This window comes from Acetatifactor muris, assembly GCF_024623325.1.
Lineage (GTDB): Bacteria > Bacillota > Clostridia > Lachnospirales > Lachnospiraceae > Acetatifactor > Acetatifactor muris.
Genome location: NZ_JANJZD010000018.1, coordinates 85,696 through 102,370, shown reverse-complemented (window position 1 = coordinate 102,370; position 16,675 = coordinate 85,696). Strand labels below are relative to the sequence as shown.

The window sequence follows — 16,675 nt, the reverse complement described above, 5'->3', positions numbered from 1 at the left end:
GAAGGAAAAAGGAGAGAAGATATGGGTCAGATAAATTGGGACGAACTGAAAAAAGAAGTACCGGAATGGTTTCGGGATGCGAAGTTTGGGCTGTTTTTTCACTGGGGGCCTTACAGTGTGCCTGCTTATCAGAATGAATGGTATTCCAGGAATATGTACTGTGGCGGTCTGGAACAGAATAAATATCATGTGGAAACCTATGGAGAACTGCACGATTTTGGATACAAAGATTTCTATCCTATGATGAAGGGAGAGAAGTTTGATCCCGGGGAATGGGCAAGGCTGGCAAAGCGTGCCGGAGCCAGGTATGCAGGGCCTGTGACGGAGCACTGTGACAATTTCTCCATGTGGGACAGCAGTGTGAATCCCATAAACAGCGTAAATTACGGGCCGAAGCGGGATGTAGTGGGAGAATGCATGGAAGCATTTCGAAAAGAGGGAATCCGTACCCTTGCCACTTTCCATCATCAGTGGCTCTGGGGCTGGTTTATGTCCACGGATAATGAGGCCGATGTGTATAATCCGGCCAATGAGGTGTATTACGGGCCTGCGCTGCCCCTGGAGACAAACCGCTATATTCCATACCGGTATCCCGATGAGGCCTTCTGCAGAACCTGGCGGGATAAGGTGTATGAGGTAATTGATAAATATGAGCCGGATGCGATTTATTTTGACAGCCGCACCTGCATTATCAGGGAAGACTATCGCTATGCCATGGCGGATTATTATTACCGGGTGAGAGGGATGAAAGAGGGAATTATTACCTATAAGCAGGAGGATTTTCCCGGAGATATCGGCGTGTATGATATTGAATGCGGAAAATTCTCCCGTCCAAGATCTTTTCCATGGCAGTCTGACGATCGCCTGGAGGACAATATTACCTGGTGTATGGTTCAGAATCCGAAGTATAAATCTGCCGGGAGAATCATTCATCAGCTCTGTGATATTGTGTCCAAAAACGGTAATCTGCTGCTGAATGTGGGGCCATATGCGGACGGCAGCTTCCATCCGGATGCGGTGGCGATACTGGAGAAAGTGGGAGACTGGCTTTCTTTAAACGGCGAGGCAGTTTATGCCACCAGGCCTTATACGATAGCAGCGGAAGGTCCCACTATTGTGGAGGATGAGAACTATGATAAAACAAAGATTGAGGAACAGATTAAGAAGGGTGGAGCGGCGGATGTACACAGTGAGACTCTGACAGCTGAAGATTTCCGCTTTACCACCCATGGAGATACAATATACGCTATCGCAATGGGCTGGCCGGAGAAAGGAGAATTCCAGATTCGTACTCTGAGAGAGGGCGGTCCCTGCCAGAGAGAGATTAAAGGCGTATCTATGCTGGGGAGCAGTAGGCCGCTTGAATTCAAACGCAACAGTGATTCGCTGAAAGTGAAAGCACCTGCGAACAGGCCTTGCACATATGCGTATGTGTTAAAAATTGTTTAAAGATTAAAGTCCGGACAAGGAGTTTCCACAGTTTGAAATTCTGGAAATGCAGCATGGCTAACCGTTACGGTCAATGACGGTCCTCCAAACGCGTCGCCGTTGACCGCTATGGTCAGTCGCAAATTGTTATACATTCAAGTCAAAGAATCTGCTTTGATTCAAAGAAGTGCTTTCACTCCAGATACTCACGGTACAGCTGGTTTTGTCGGTTAATATATTCTTCCAGACCGTTTCCCCTCATTTCCTCCAGAACATCTTCCCACATGGCCACGGCATCCTGATCGCCAATGACACAGTCAACGAAAGCCTCGAAAGCGCGGTTTGTACTGAAGAGATCTGTGGCTTCCTTTGGAAAGTTCAGGAAGGCATAGGGACGTTCCAGCTGTGTGGTATTATCCCGGAACCAGATGGCTGATTTGTTGCTCAGCGTCATACAATGTTCCCCATACAGCAGAGAGTTCATCTCATTCAGTTCCAGGGAATTCCAGTCGCAGATATCCCATGTGGCCAGATTGACGAATAAACTGCTGGAAGGATATTTTTCCGCCAGGGCGGTGGAAAGGCTTACAGGATTTCCCTCCGCCGAGGTAAGATCCAGAAGACAGTGATATTCTCCTGATTCCAATCGGATATAGTCCTCACCCTCAATTCCGTAATGGCAGAAAGCCTGTCCTTCCTCTGACATGAGAAATTCAAAAAGGGCCAGGATCCTTTCCAGCTTTGCATCATCTACGGAGGAGGAAATGTAGGTCTCCGACCAGAAGAGATTGCTGGAATTGCTGTATCTCACCCCGTCAGGTGCGGGAAAGACAGGCAGTATATCCACACATTCCTCAAATGGTCTGTCGTTTAAAATATCCCACTCTTCCTTGAGATCCATCAAGCTCATGGGGAAGGACTTATACTCCATTGCCCCCAGTCTTCCGGACGCGAAATCATTCAGGATGGTTGTTGGAGATTTACTGTAAAATGCAGGATCCAGTCCACCGGTTTCGTAGAGGTAACGATAGGCAGATACCACATCCTTAAAAGCATCCGTGGTCCAGGAAGGAACGAAACGTCCGTCCTCCTCCACCCAGGAATAAACATTGCATTCCGGAGCAATTCCAAGAATGACCCATTTTCCCAGGGCATTTCGATTGTTGACATTATAACCGATAGTATCATCCAAACCGTTACCGTCCGGATCATTATTGGCAAAAGCGGCTGTCAGCTCTGCAAACTCTTCAAAATTCTGCGGATCGTCATATCCCAGATTGTTCATCCAGTCTCTCCGTACCAATACGGCAGCATCCATGGCTCCCAGAATCGGATCCATATAGGAAATTCGGGGGATGGCATAGTACCGGCCGTCGGTATACCGGATACTGGGTGCGGCCTCCAGCATTCCGCTCAGGATGGGATAGGCGGACATATCTTCAGGCAGAGAGCGAATGGATCCGGAGCTAACCAAATCAGAATAGGTGGCGGAATCATTATTGTCTGTGGAGGACAGCGTGATCGTTGCAAACATGTCCGGCAGACTGTTGGTGAAGCTCAGAAACTGATATCTTTCCTTGTAATTGGTCCAGGTCACAGACATGGGATGTAGTGTGATGTTAAAGAGTTCTTCAATGTATTGGGTCATTCCATCCGGCTGAGTTGTCTTCGTCATGGCATCAATATCCCAATAGCCCACGCTGATATCCATATGCTCCTCAAAGGAGAGAGCCTGCAGGGAAGAAGGCAGGACAGAGCGGTCCGGCATGGTATCTGCTTCTTCGGAAGAACAGCCGCAGACAGAGAGGCACATGGCAAAGCAAAGAAAAAAAGAGCATATTCTGTTATGACGGTTTCGATTCATGATAAGCCTCCCTGTCGCTGTTATTTTTCTTCCGATAGGCGGTAGGGGTACAGCCCATGGTTTTCTTGAATACCTTTGCAAAATAAAAATAATCACTGTATCCTACCTGGGCTGCGATGGCAAAAACGGTCTGGTCTGTGTGGGACAGAAGCCACAGCGCATGATCAATACGCAGTCCGGTGAGAAAACTGATAAAGGTAATTCCCATCTCATGTTTGAAAAGCTGACTGGCATAATTGGCATTGATGGAACAATGTTTTGCCAGATCACTGATGGAGATATCTTCCTGATAGTGCCGTTCCGTATAATCAATGATCATTTGGACAGATTTGTGGGAGGAAGTCATATGCTTGCATATGTAGGAATCCGGGGGGGTAATTCCGGAGCAGAGAGAATGGATGTCTGCTCCTGCAATATATTATAGGCCTTCTGCATGGAGTCAATGAGCTCGCTTCGCGAGAAAGGCTTGAGACAGTATCCCACAGCATTATGCAGCATGGCTTTCTGGGCATAGGCGAACTCCGCGTAACTGCTGATGACGATAAACAGGGTTCTCAGACTTTCTGCGTTGGCTGCCTGCAGAATGTCCAGGCCGCTCATGCCGGGCAGACGTACATCCACAAAGGCCAGCGCAGGCTGATGTGTGCGGATGTATTCAAGGCCGGACAGACCGTCATAGAACTCTTCTGTAATCTCAAAAAATTCCTGGTTTTTAATCGTCGCAATCAGACTTTTTACCACCCATTTCTCATCGTCAATTACGATTGCCTGAAACATAATCAGATTTCTTCCTTTCTGGTGCGATAAGGCACTCTGATCTGGATATTGGTGCCCACCCCTTCTTCAGAATCAATTATCAAAGTATAATCCGAACCGTAATACAGTACCATTCGGCTGTTCACGTTCAATATACCGATGCCATTGTGACCGGAAAGCTTTTCTACATCCTCAAAATTCATCTCACCGTATTTCAGGTTTTGCCCGGGAGGATGGGAGACCGCAATCCGCAATTTACTCAACTGTTCTTCCGACATACCCACTCCGGTATCGAAGATCCAGATGGCGAGGTAGCCATGCTGTGGGTTCCTTCCGGCGCCAATGCGCAGAGAACCGGGCTGTAGACTTTTCTCCAGACCATGAACGATGGCATTCTCCACCAGCGGCTGAATAATCATCTTTGGTATGAGACAATTCAGTGAATCATCCCAGAAATCATAACGGAACGTAAATTTTCCGCCGAAGCGTTCCTTTTGAATCATCAGGTAGGCACGAACGATGTCCATTTCTTCCTGCAATGTCACCATATCGCTTCCCTTGATGCTGTAACGGAATATTTGCGACAAAGCGTTGGTTACGGAGATAATTTTATCATTCATCCCTTCAGCAGCCATTCCGCATATCATGGTCAGGGTATTGTAGAGGAAATGCGGATTGACCTGACTGCGAAGCAGTGCAATTTCGGTCATACGGTTATTTTTTTCCAATTCATACATTCTCAGATATGTATCAAAAATGGTGTGATTCAGCGTATCCGTCTGCTGGAGCATTTCATTGAAAGCAGCGCAGATATCATTGATTTCCGTAATTTCAATTGGCCCCTGACGGATGCTTATGCCATCCTTATAGCTGCGCCTGTCTCCGGTAGAAAGTGTTTTCATAAATCCGGTGATCTGCCGCAGAGAACGAATCAGGGGACGATAGAGCATAAACAGCAGCAGTAATATTAATGTTGTCAGAGCTCCTGCGCTCACCAGAAGCCGGATAAAAATCTGCAGCATCTGTCTTCTGGTCTGACTTTTGTCTATAAGGACGTACAGAGTATGATCGATACCGGGGATGTTGTAGCTTTTTGCCGCATAGGTTACAGAATTTTCAATATGATTGACTCTAAAGATGTTTTCCTCTTTTTGGGTATCGATCAGAGCTTCATATAATTCAGGATTTCCATATATAAACCTGTCCTCTTCGTCCAGAAAGATGATTTCCGGATCATAACTTCTGTCCGTGCTGTCATAGGCAGTATTAAACAAACTGTCCACATCGATGGCCAGAAACAGAATTCCCAGATACCGGCTCACCCCTGTGCCAAGTGAATAGATGGGCATAGCCAGAATATGGCAGACAGTGCTGTTAATCGTGGTAATTCCTGCACAGCGGTACGAAAAGCGGGATTCCGACAGAGAACGCATGAATGCCTCATAGTTGTCTGACGAGCCGTTCAGGGCGGCAAAACGGTTGTCTGAACTATAGACAGCGATATCCGTGATATTGGAGTTCAACAGGGCTGCACTGTTTAACTGACTTTCCAGCTGCAGATAACTTTCATAGGTTTTCAGAGAGTCCGGTGCCATGAGATAATTCTGAACCTGTTGGTTATAAGCTATACTGTAACAGATCTGTTCATAATTTTCATAAGCTTCCATAGTGTTTTTTGCCAGCTGGGAGGAATATGATTCCAGGCTGCCGTTCCAGAAAGTATCCTGAAGTCTTGAGAAATCATAGGAGCTGTACAGGATAAGGGTAACCGTGCAGAGGAAAAACAAAATCAGAATAAGGACGAACTGCTTTGACAGAGGCAGCTGTATTCTGTTTCTCTTTTCATTCATGAAATCTTCCTCCCGTTTTGGTTTCATCCTTTTCCATTATAATACATTATACGCTGATACAAATATGTAAAAAAATCAGAATATGTAAGAAAAACACATAATATATGAACAAAGCATGGAAAATATGTAAAATTTGCATAACGCCTCATGATTTTATCCATTCAAATCATGCGAAATTCACATTAGAATAAAAAAAGGTCAAAGACATTTGTCTGTGTCTTTTATAAAATTAAGTCTAAAGGGAGGAAGAATATGGCAAGGACATCAAAAAAAGCTGTTGCGGTGATCCCGAAGAAAAGCTTCTGGACGCGGGCTTATCGGCAGAAGGGACTGCTTTTAATGGCGTTGATACCGGTAATCTTTATTTTTGTTTTTCAGTACATACCTATCTATGGAATCCTGATCGCTTTTAAAAACTATAAGGGTTCCAAAGGGGTCTGGGGAAGTGCCTGGCTTCAGCCATTCTATCAGAATTTTGTGACATTTTTTAAGAATGTGGAGTGTGGTCAGATTATCTGGAATACGCTGAAGATTGGTACATTGACTTTGCTATTTACATTTCCTCTGCCAATTATCTACGCGCTTCTTATCAATGAGATGCGGGGAAAGACCTATAAGAAGGTGGTGCAGACTATTTCTTATATTCCTCACTTTATTTCGGTGGTGGTGGTCTGTTCCATGCTTCATGGCTTCTGCTCTCTGAATGGTTTCTTTAATGATATTCGGGCATTTTTCAGTCTGGAAAGGGTGAACCTGAACGCCGGAGGTACAAATTTCCTGATTATGTATATCCTGTCTGCTGTCTGGCAGGGGGTAGGCTGGGGCTCTATTCTGTATTTATCGGCATTAACCAATGTGGATACATCTCTTTATGACGTGGCGAATATAGACGGTGCCAATCGCTGGCAGAAAATGAAAAACATTGCGATTCCCGCCATTATGCCGACAATTACAATTCTGCTGATCATGAATACGGGCAATGTGCTGAGCAGCGACTATACTAAAATTCTGCTGATGCAGAACGCCACCAACAGGGACGCTACGGAAACCATTGCCACCTTTGTGTATCAGGTAGGTATCCAGGAAGGGCGATTCTCTTACTCGACGGCGATTAATCTTTTCCAGTCGGTGATCTGTTTCATTCTGGTTTACGGTGCCAATGCCATTACGCGCAGGCTGAGCCCGGAAAACAGTATGTGGTAAAGGAGGCAAATTCATGGCCAGAAAAAAAGAATTGGAAGTTAAAAGTAATATTTATATAGGAAGCAGAACTTTCGATGTGATATTGATTATTGTGATGGGGCTTTTGTCCATAATCTTTATTTATCCGTTTTTAAACGTACTTGCAATATCCTTTTCCAGCAACAGCGCCATTGTCACAGGGCAGGTGACCTTTTTCCCGAAGGATTTTATTCTGGACGGCTATAAGATGTTATTTAAAGATGAGAATATTTTCCAGTCCTACTTTAATACCATCATTATTGCAGCAGGGAGTGTGGTGTTCTCTCTGACGCTGACGTCTCTGATGGCTTATGTCATGATGGTGCCCGATTTTGTGCTGAGAAAGCCTCTTTCCATTTACCTGCTGATCACCATGTTCTTCAGCGGGGGGACGATTCCCAGTTATCTGCTGATTCGCAATCTTGGGCTTTACAATACCATATGGGCGCTGATCCTGCCCGGAGCTGTATCAGCCTATAATGTGTTCGTTTACAGGGCATTTTTCAAGGGGATTTCTCTGGAGCTGCGAGAGGCGGCCAAGATTGACGGCGCCGGCGAATTCTGTATTCTGGTGAAGATTTATGTGCCTCTGTCCAAGGCTTTATATGCCACCTTTGGTATGATGTGTGCAGTGGGTGTATGGAACAGTTATTTCAGCGCTTTGCTTTATATACAGGACAAGGATCGACAGCCCATCCAGATGGTACTGCGCAGGATTGTGTTTGCCAACGGTATCGGTGCCATGCAGAATGCCAATGATATGATCAGCAGCGGTAAACTGAATCAGCTGAATGTGCAGTATGCCTGTATTATCATGACCATGGGGCCCATTCTGCTGGCCTACCCCTTCGTGCAGAAGTACTTTGTAAAAGGAATGCAGGTGGGTGCGGTCAAGGGATAATTTGATTCCCGTAATACTCTAAAGGTATAAGGAAGCAGAAATGCTTCTTTATATAGAAAACAAGATTGGAGGAAAATTATGAAGAAAAAAAGTGCAACAAAAGCAACGGCACTTACACTGGCAGCAGTGATGTCCATGGGACTTCTGGCAGGCTGCGGCAATGACGTGGCAGATGAGTCCGGAGCCAGTGAACAGGGTTCATCCACCCAACAGTCATCAGAACCGTCTCAGGAGGGAGACCAGGGCGGAGAGGACAACACACCCGGCGTGGATAAGAATGATCCGGCGGCTACCGCTGCCAGCAATGGGATCAATCTTCCCGAGCTGGATACCCTGTCCATAACGGTAAGGACGGCAAACTTTGGAACGGATTCTACGGGAACCAGGTTCCAGCAGCTTTGGCAGGAGAAAATGGAAGCCTACCTGGGCTGTAAGCTGGACATTACCTGGGATATCAAGCCTTCGTTGAAGGATATGCAGGATAATGAGCAGCAATTGCTGGGAGCGCAGGATTTCTGCGATGTGAATACCACAACCGTTGGCACTTCTCTGGCGGAGTATGGTGAAGAAGGCGTTGTTCTGAACATTGCGGACTACATGAATTATATGGTATATTATCCCGATTATATGGCGGGAAGCCCCGGGGGAGAGGATTTGGCAAAGAACCAGGACGGTTCCATGTATTATTTCATTGACGGTTTTTATAATCCCAATAATATCACCGGAGCGCAGAGCTTTGCATCGGTGGCATACCGTTTTGATGTCCTGAAGGACAATAACTGGAAGCCTGCCACCAATCTCGAGGAATTCAGCCAGCTCTGTGCCGATATCAAGGCGAAAATTGATGACGGTTCTCTTGATGCGGACTATGTTATCATGGATGGAGCGAATGATTTTATCCGTGGATTTGCCGGTATCTTCCATACCTGGGAGAGTGAGTATTACAATGGCAGCGAGTGGGTGTATGGCCCTGTTGAGGATAATTTCCGTGAGATGCTTCGTTACCTGAACGGATTATGGGATGCGGGCTATATCGATCCCGAGTATGCTACCACCGACTGGAATATGCATCTTGAGAAGGCTACCACCGGCAAGGCTGTTATCTGTACTTCTCTCTGGTCAGGGAGTGTGGCGTCCTTTAACACGGCTCTGAAGGAGATAGAGGGAAACACTATAGAGTGGGGACTTGCATATCTGCCTGACGGTCCTGACGGAACCGCCTGGAAGTGGGGTTCCAGACTTCCTGGAAAGTCTCTGAATGTAAGTAACCTCAGAATGGGGATCTTTATTGATGCTGAGACCGAGCATCCGGAGCACATTGTAGCCATGATAGATTACCAGTATTCCGATCAGATGGTAGAATTGATGAACTGGGGTATTGAAGGCGAGACCTATAATGTGGTTGACGGCGTGAAGACCTATGTGGACGATATTATGAATGATGAATCTCCCGCTAAAAAATCCGCCGAGTATGGACTGATGGCATCCAGCTTATGTCGCAGCGGTATTCCCTTTATTCCGTTGGACAATGAGGCCATGACGGCTGTGACTTCTCTGCCTGAACCCTGGTGGAGTGAGGAAAAAGGATACTATGAGGGAAAGTACTGGACCGAGACCGGTGTGATCGGAGGACTTGAATCAGTGTCTCCTGCCAGTCAGCCTCCTGTGGTTTATCTGACTCCTGATCAGCAGTCCATGAGAAAGCAGCTCAATCAGGGTGGTACCTGCTACAACGAGGTGCTTACCTGGGCAGCTGACTTCATCGAAGGCAGGAAAGATATTGACAACGATGCAGACTGGGATGCATATATTAACGCTGTAAAAAGCAAAACAGAGCAGGATTTCGACAGCATCCTTACAATGCTGAACGAGAACACAGTGAAATAATCTGATTCCGGGTGTATGTAAGTATAAGAAAACGGTGTGGTTGAAAGACTACACCGTTTTTTGAGAGATGTATCGGCAGGATATGTAATCACTTTTTGCTTATTAATTCAGATTTTTGCTGATATCAGAAAAGTACGTAAGCTGTGTGTAAATTTTACATTTCCAGCGGAAAGGTGGCAACAATGAAAATATCTCTTCAGACAACCGATTATCAGAAGTATCCGCTGAATATAGGACATGAAAGGCCGGTATTTGGATGGAACGTGGAGGGAGAAGAACGGGAAATTCGTCAGGAAAGCTATCGGATATCTGTATGGCGGGGCGAATGCGGATTGGGAGAAATGGTGTGGGACAGCGGTCGAACAGAGTCTTCGCGGATGACAGGTATATGTTATGGAGGAAAAGCCCTTGTGTCTGACTGTCGCTATGGATGGCGGGTGGAAATAAGCTGCCGCCATGGAGCAGGAGAAAGCTTGACGTTGACGGAGGAAAGCTGGTTTGAAACAGGGTATTTTGACAGAGAAGAATGGAAAGGCAGCTTTATTGGGGAGACTTCAGACCATATTTATCATCTCTATCGAAAGACTTTTGCCCTGGATGGTGAAATAAGGCGTGCCAAACTCTACATCTGCGGCCTGGGACATTTTGAATGCTGGCTGAACGGCAAACGTGTGTCAGATCATGTGTTGGAACCTGGCTGGAGTGATTACAACAAGACCTGCTTTTATACCGCTTATGATGTAACGGATCTTGCGGAAGAGAGCGGAAATTGTCTGCTTGTAAAGCTGGGGGACGGTATGTTCAATGTACCCGGGGGCAGATATGTCTATTATGAGAGAAGTTATGGAAAATGTAAGCTTCTGGTACAGCTTGTACTGGAATACAGTGACGGAAGAAAACAACTGATTGTAACAGATTCTTCCTGGAAGATGGCACCGGGTCCCATAAAGTTCTGCTGTATCTATGGAGGCGAAGATTATGATGCAAGGCTCTGGAAGAAGGAGTATCTGTATGCGGACTACAGAGAAGAAGCTGTCTGGGAACCGGCAGTCTGTGTGGCGCCGCCTGAAGGAAAGCTTTCTGCCATGCCCATGGAGCCCATGAAGGTGATGGAAACTTACAGGCCTGTCAGTATAAAAGAAACCCGTCCGGGCGTATGGCTTTATGATTTTGGTACGAATTTCTCCGGGTGGGTCAGAATCAGAGTACAGGCAGAAAAAAATATGGCTGGCAGTAAAATTGTAATGAAGACAGGGGAAATCATCAATGAGGACGGTACCTTGAATCAGCGGGTGACAGGAGAGGGATACGCCTGGAACTACATTCTGGATGAGAATCGGGAACAGGAGTTTGCACCTGATTTTACTTATACCGGCTTTCGGTACCTGGAGATGACAGGAGCGATTCCGGAAGAGGAAAGGAAATTTCTTTCAGAACAAAATACAGAGACGGGGGAAGAGAATTCTCTTCCTGTCATAACGGAGATGGTGGGAGAATTTATCTATCCTGATGTGGAACAGACAGGAGACTTTAAATGCTCCAATCAGCTGTTCCAGGATATCCACGAAATTGTACTGCAGGCCATAAAGAGCAATACCAAGAGCTATTTTACGGATTGTCCCCACAGAGAGAAACTGGGATGGCTGGAGCAGACGCATCTGATCGGCCCCTCCATTATGTACAATCTGGATGTACATAATCTCTATGTAAAAACAGAGGGGGATATGGCGGATTCCCAGTGGGAAAACGGTCTGGTGCCGAATATCTGTCCGGAGTACGTGACAGGATTTGAGAAGTGGCATCGGGGATTTCTGGATTCTCCGGAATGGGGGAGTGCCTGTATCCTAAGTCCCTGGTATGTCTACCGACGATACGGAGACTCCGGGATCCTGGAAAAGTATTATGATGTGATGAAAAAGTATATAAACTATCTGGGAGGGAAAACTCACCACGAAATTCTGCATCATGGTCTGGGAGACTGGCTGGATATCGGCCCCTGTACACCGCATTCCCAGAATACGCCTGTTCCGGTGGTGGCAACCTGCATTTATTATTATGACCTGGATATCATGAAACATATAGCGGAACTTCTGAATAAGGCACAGGATGCGGCGGAATTTGCAGAACGCATGGAGTGTGTGAAGAAGGAGTATAATCTGCAGTTTCTGGATAATCAGACCGGACGGTATGCCAATGGCAGCCAGGCGGCTCAGGCCATGAGCCTGATGACCGGTCTGGTTCCGGAGGCTTTTGAGGAAAAGGTGGTGGATGAGCTGAAAAAAGATGTGGTAAAACGGGAGTATGCCATTACCGCAGGTGATGTGGGGCATCCCTTCCTGGTGGCGGCGCTGATGAAATTCGGTATGTCGGATCTGCTGAACGAGATGACGAATATCACAGAGAAACCCGGTTACGGCTATCAGGTGGTGAACGGAGCTACTACCCTGACAGAGGAATGGGACGGGCCGGAACCAGGGCATCCGCATGGCTCTCAGAATCATCTGATGCTGGGCAGCATCGAGGAGTGGTTCTATGGTTCCCTTGGAGGAATAGAGCTGATTCGCGGGGAACTTCCCTTTGATGAGATCTGCATTGCTCCCCGGCCACAGGCGGGTGTGGACTGGGTGGAAGTCCGGGTTATGCATCCCTATGGGAAGATTACGGTGAGCTGGAGGCGTGTGAACGGAGAAATCGAAGTAACATGTCAGGTGCCTCCTAACTTAACGGCACATCTGGAAGCTCCGGGGGAGGGCGTTCTGCGCACTGTGGGAAGCGGAAATTATACATATCGATTTGGAGGTTAAAATGATCGAATTGACGGACAAAAAAATACAGAAATATCTGACACCCTGCCGTTTTCCACAGCCGGTGCTGCATGGCTCCGGTCGGACAGGGGCCTTTGACGAGAAGGCGGTGGATATTCCCTTTGTGTTCTGGCATGGCGGGAAATTTCATATGCTTTACACCGGGTTTGACGGGAAAGGATATCAGTCGGCTCTGGCGGTCAGCGATGATTTGCTTCACTGGAAGCACAAGGGCATTATCCTGAAGCGAAATATGGAGTCGGATCGATGGGACCGCCTAGGCGGGGCTGCCACCTGGATACTGAAGGAGAGCAATCATCTGGAAGCTCTCCCCACACTGAAAAAAGTGAATGGAAAATACTGGCTGGTTTATCATTCCTATCCGGATACCGGGTATGAGAGCGGTCCGGCGGAGATCGGCATGGCCTGGACAGAGGATGAGGAATTGCTGGACTGGCATTTTCCGGATAAACCCTGCTTTTCCTGGAGAGATGGGGAAGGCTGGGAGTCCGGTGGATTGTATAAGGCATGTATTATTGAGCATGAGGGAAAGTGGCTGCTTTTCTACAATGCGAAGGACAGAAAAGCACGCTGGACTGAACAGACTGGCATGGCGGTATCCGATGATCTGCAGCATTGGACCAGGTGCAGAGAGAATCCTGTTCTGCGTGTGGACAGAAGCTCCTGGGACGAAAGATTTGTGTCGGATCCCTGTATTGTCAGGGATGGAAATATCTGGCTGAACTTTTACTTCGGATATGGGAAAATGTATGAGGATGGACATACCCATGCGCAGGAAGGACTTGCCCTGTCTTCCGATCTGGTTCACTGGGAGAAAGTGCGGGAACCTGTCCTTGCTTACGGCAGCCCCGGCAGCTATGACTGCGGGCATGCTCATAAGGCATCCGTAGTGTACTATCGTGGGGTACTTTATCATTTTTACTGTGCTGCCTGTCCCTGGCAGGAGGGCTATCCCACCAATGCGAACGGGGAGTATCGAACAATCTGCCTGGCCACGAGCATGCCGCTGGATGAAGTGCGGACAGAGGAAGGAAATTTATAAGTCAAATACATTTATGCTCCGTGTTCGGGCGCTGCCGGATACAGAGCTCTGTAACATTGTTTGATTTTCGAAAAAACAGCGTAGAAATGGAGGTGCATATGGAACGATTACAAATGCTGCTTCGTGGAGAGAGCACAAGCCATATCCTTCCTTTCCTGTGGATGAGGGGGGAGGACAACGAAACAATTGGCAGAGAGCTTGACAGAATAGAGGAGTGCGGAATCCGGGAGGTATGTCTGGAATCCAGACCACATCCGGATTTCTGCGGTCCGGGCTGGTGGGAGAACCTGGACTACATCTGTGCCGAAGCAAAGAAGAGAGAGATGAGGCTGTGGATTCTGGATGATGACAAATTTCCCACCGGACATGCCAACGGCGGCTATGCCAGACAGCCGGAGAAAAAGAAGCTGTATCTGGCGGAGCGCCATATGGATGTTCACGGTCCCTGCCGCAGCGGTGCCGTCCTGGTGAAAAACTTTACAGGTTCGGATGGAAATTTGTTGGGAATCCTTGCTGTGCCGAAGCCTGACGGTGAGACACTGGCTGTCAGCGGAGAGGGAATCTTGAATCTCACAGATCAATATGAGAACGGTTTTGTCTATTTTGATCTGCCTGAAGGTGCGTATCGTCTTTTTGTACTCTTTACTACCAGGAAAGGCGGAGGCAGAGACGAATATATCAATCTGATTGATTCGGATTCCGTGCGGGTGCTGCTGGATGAGGTGTATGAAAAACATTATGAGCGTTATCATGAGTATTTCGGGAATGTTATAGCAGGCTTTTTTTCCGATGAGCCTGAACTTGGCAATGTGCCGGGTTATCCTTTTGACGATACTCTGGGAAAAAAGGATCAGAGATTGCCCTGGAGCGGGGAGCTGGAGGCGATGCTGCGGATGAAATGGGGAAAGGACTTCCTGACGGCTCTGCCTGCCCTGTGGTATGACTCCGGAGAAAAAACCTCCAAAATACGCTCGGAATATATGGATGTAATGACGGGACTGGTGAGAAAATGCTTTTCCTCGCAGCTGGGAAAATGGTGCCGGGACCGGGGGGTGGAATACATCGGACATGTTATCGAGGACGATAATGCACATACCCGGATGGGATGCAGCACAGGGCACTACTTCCGGGAAATGGAAGGACAGCATATGGCAGGCATCGACGTGGTGCATCACCAGATTGTACCGGGATTCACAGAGCCGGTGCATCAATGGATTGCCGGGGACAGGGACGGAGAATTCTTTCACTTTGGCCTGGCAAAGCTTGCCAGCTCTGCCGCTCATATTCAGGAGAACAAAAAAGGCAGGGCTCTCTGTGAGATTTTCGGCAATTATGGCTGGGCAGAGGGAAATTCCTTCATGAAATGGCTGACCAATCATATGCTGGTGCGGGGAATCAATGAATTTACGCCTCATGCATTTTCCATGCGTTATCCTGACCCGGACTGCCCGCCCCATTTTTATGCCTGTGGAAATAATCCGGGATTTGCCTGTTTTACACAGCTGATGAAATATATGAACCGCAGTGCGCATCTGCTCAGCGGCGGGGTTCACCTGGCAGATGCCGCCATTCTCTATCATGCGGAGAGCGAATGGAGTGGCAAAGAGGCCATGTTCTTTCAGAAGCCGGCCAGGAAGCTGATGGAAGCCCAGCTGGACTACGATGTGATTCCGACAGATGTGCTTGCGCCTGACGGCTGGGATAAAGGCAGGAAGGACATGCCTGGCAGGAAGGACATGCCTGGCAGAAAAGAAATACCCGGCGGAAAGGAACTGGCTTGCAGAAGCGGGGATGTTTCAACGTCTGAGGAGGAGACTTTGGCACTGAATTATGCCTGGGTGGAAGAAGGATGGCTGTGCATTCACAGGGAGCGATATTCCTGTCTGATTCTTCCTTATGCCAGATATCTGGACAGACGGGTGGTGCGTTTTGTGAGCGAACATGCGCACAGGGGATTGAAGGTATTAGTAATTGATGAACTTCCGGAGAGAGATACTCACGGAAATCTTCTGCCAGAGGATTGGAAAAACCAGGTAACGGTAGTGCCTCTTGGGCAGATTGCTGAAAAAGTGGAAATGCTTGAAAATGCCATGGGCGGCAGAGAACTTATGGTGCTAAATACAGATGGTACCACCGCTTCAGGGCGATTTCCCAATCTGCGCAGCCTTGTGATGCGCCAGCCGGAGGGACTGGTGGTTATGTATTTTAATGAAAGCATATCGGAAAAGGTGTGCGCTCAGGTAAGGGTGAAAAACCCGGACTTTGAGAGGCTGACGATATATGACCCCTGGCGGAATCGGGCGGAAAGCTATCCTTTAGAGGATAGTTATATTCCTCTGAGTCTGGAGCCTGGAGAGGCTGTATTCTATTGCCTGGAAAAGGGCAGGAAAGAAGGGGCGGAATCAGTCTGTGAAAAATTGTTTCCTGTTCTGGCAGGACGAAGGAAGCTGGAGGTGGATTGGAAGGTATCCAAATGGGAGCAGCCAGAAGGGATAGATTCAGAGGAAACGATGACGCCGATATTTGAAGAAGGCATTCTGCTCGAAGCCGGTCAGGAGCTTCCGAATCTGAACGGTCCCGGTTATTGGCCATCTTTTGCGGGAACTTATCGTTACGAGACAATTTTCCAACAGCCGAAAGAGAATGGGCGAATATACTGTCTGGTGCTGCCGGAAGCCTCCGACAGTGTCCGGGTGGAATTAAATGGGGTGGAACTGGGATTTCTGGCAGGATTCCCGGCCAGAGTGGATATCACGGACGCGCTGAAGGAAGGAGCAAATGCCCTGATTCTGGATGTGACGAACACTCTGGTCTGGCGGGTTAAGGACGGGGCCTCCACTCATCTGCAGATTCCGGCTACGGGAATCACTGCAGTACCTGTGATAGAGTGGTTTGACTGAT

Annotated in this window: 11 protein-coding genes; 7 read left to right on the top strand and 4 right to left on the bottom strand. The window is 47.7% G+C overall.

The window, feature by feature from the left end:
• The first annotated feature begins 21 nt into the window (after positions 1-21).
• A complete protein-coding gene (locus tag NSB25_RS17160) occupies positions 22-1,449 on the top strand; it encodes an alpha-L-fucosidase (protein ID WP_103240718.1) in 1,428 nt (475 codons plus the stop codon).
• Positions 1,450-1,621: 172 nt separating this feature from the next.
• Here NSB25_RS17160 and NSB25_RS17155 read toward each other — a convergent pair whose 3' ends face one another.
• From NSB25_RS17155 to NSB25_RS17140, 4 genes are read right to left on the bottom strand one after another with little or no spacing between them, the layout of a single operon-like run.
• Entirely contained in the window at positions 1,622-3,292 is a 1,671-nt protein-coding gene (locus NSB25_RS17155) for a type 2 periplasmic-binding domain-containing protein (RefSeq protein WP_146040098.1), read from the bottom strand.
• A complete protein-coding gene (locus tag NSB25_RS17150) occupies positions 3,273-3,611 on the bottom strand; it encodes a helix-turn-helix transcriptional regulator (protein ID WP_172455175.1) in 339 nt (112 codons plus the stop codon). The genes NSB25_RS17155 and NSB25_RS17150 overlap by 20 nt, the downstream gene beginning before the upstream one ends.
• Positions 3,612-3,634: 23 nt before the next feature.
• Positions 3,635-4,069: a response regulator gene (locus NSB25_RS17145; RefSeq protein WP_103240715.1), complete on the bottom strand. Its 435-nt coding sequence runs from the start codon at positions 4,067-4,069 to the stop codon at positions 3,635-3,637.
• A 2-nt stretch (positions 4,070-4,071) separates the two neighbouring features.
• Entirely contained in the window at positions 4,072-5,898 is a 1,827-nt protein-coding gene (locus NSB25_RS17140) for a sensor histidine kinase (protein WP_172455174.1), read from the bottom strand.
• A 252-nt stretch (positions 5,899-6,150) separates the two neighbouring features.
• Between NSB25_RS17140 and NSB25_RS17135 the strand changes: the two genes are divergently transcribed.
• The 6 genes from NSB25_RS17135 to NSB25_RS17110 all read left to right on the top strand — a co-directional run bounded on the left by NSB25_RS17135 (position 6,151) and on the right by NSB25_RS17110 (position 16,674).
• Positions 6,151-7,101: an ABC transporter permease gene (locus NSB25_RS17135; protein ID WP_103240713.1), complete on the top strand. Its 951-nt coding sequence runs from the start codon at positions 6,151-6,153 to the stop codon at positions 7,099-7,101.
• Between the two features lie 13 nt (positions 7,102-7,114).
• A complete protein-coding gene (locus NSB25_RS17130; protein WP_103240712.1) occupies positions 7,115-8,020 on the top strand; it encodes a carbohydrate ABC transporter permease in 906 nt (301 codons plus the stop codon).
• 78 nt (positions 8,021-8,098) lie between these two features.
• The gene (locus tag NSB25_RS17125; protein ID WP_103240711.1) at positions 8,099-9,907 is read left to right on the top strand and encodes a type 2 periplasmic-binding domain-containing protein; all 1,809 of its coding nucleotides are present in this window, start codon (positions 8,099-8,101) and stop codon (positions 9,905-9,907) included.
• Positions 9,908-10,089: 182 nt separating this feature from the next.
• Complete coding sequence (locus tag NSB25_RS17120; protein WP_103240710.1) at positions 10,090-12,711, top strand: family 78 glycoside hydrolase catalytic domain; 2,622 nt, start codon at positions 10,090-10,092, stop codon at positions 12,709-12,711.
• A 1-nt stretch (position 12,712) separates the two neighbouring features.
• Entirely contained in the window at positions 12,713-13,774 is a 1,062-nt protein-coding gene (locus tag NSB25_RS17115; RefSeq protein ID WP_103240709.1) for a glycoside hydrolase family protein, read from the top strand.
• Between the two features lie 98 nt (positions 13,775-13,872).
• Positions 13,873-16,674 carry a hypothetical protein gene (locus tag NSB25_RS17110; protein WP_146040097.1) on the top strand — a complete coding sequence of 934 codons (2,802 nt, stop codon included), beginning with the start codon at positions 13,873-13,875 and terminating at the stop codon, positions 16,672-16,674.
• The last annotated feature ends 1 nt before the right edge of the window (position 16,675 follow it).

What these genes read in the sequence shown, in the direction of transcription:
- NSB25_RS17160 (WP_103240718.1), top strand. Translation starts at nt 22, where the DNA reads ATGGGTCAGATAAATTGGGACGAACTGAAAAAAGAAGTACCGGAATGG.
- NSB25_RS17155 (WP_146040098.1), bottom strand. Translation starts at nt 3,292, where the DNA reads ATGAATCGAAACCGTCATAACAGAATATGCTCTTTTTTTCTTTGCTTT.
- NSB25_RS17150 (WP_172455175.1), bottom strand. Translation starts at nt 3,611, where the DNA reads ATGATCATTGATTATACGGAACGGCACTATCAGGAAGATATCTCCATC.
- NSB25_RS17145 (WP_103240715.1), bottom strand. Translation starts at nt 4,069, where the DNA reads ATGTTTCAGGCAATCGTAATTGACGATGAGAAATGGGTGGTAAAAAGT.
- NSB25_RS17140 (WP_172455174.1), bottom strand. Translation starts at nt 5,898, where the DNA reads ATGAATGAAAAGAGAAACAGAATACAGCTGCCTCTGTCAAAGCAGTTC.
- NSB25_RS17135 (WP_103240713.1), top strand. Translation starts at nt 6,151, where the DNA reads ATGGCAAGGACATCAAAAAAAGCTGTTGCGGTGATCCCGAAGAAAAGC.
- NSB25_RS17130 (WP_103240712.1), top strand. Translation starts at nt 7,115, where the DNA reads ATGGCCAGAAAAAAAGAATTGGAAGTTAAAAGTAATATTTATATAGGA.
- NSB25_RS17125 (WP_103240711.1), top strand. Translation starts at nt 8,099, where the DNA reads ATGAAGAAAAAAAGTGCAACAAAAGCAACGGCACTTACACTGGCAGCA.
- NSB25_RS17120 (WP_103240710.1), top strand. Translation starts at nt 10,090, where the DNA reads ATGAAAATATCTCTTCAGACAACCGATTATCAGAAGTATCCGCTGAAT.
- NSB25_RS17115 (WP_103240709.1), top strand. Translation starts at nt 12,713, where the DNA reads ATGATCGAATTGACGGACAAAAAAATACAGAAATATCTGACACCCTGC.
- NSB25_RS17110 (WP_146040097.1), top strand. Translation starts at nt 13,873, where the DNA reads ATGGAACGATTACAAATGCTGCTTCGTGGAGAGAGCACAAGCCATATC.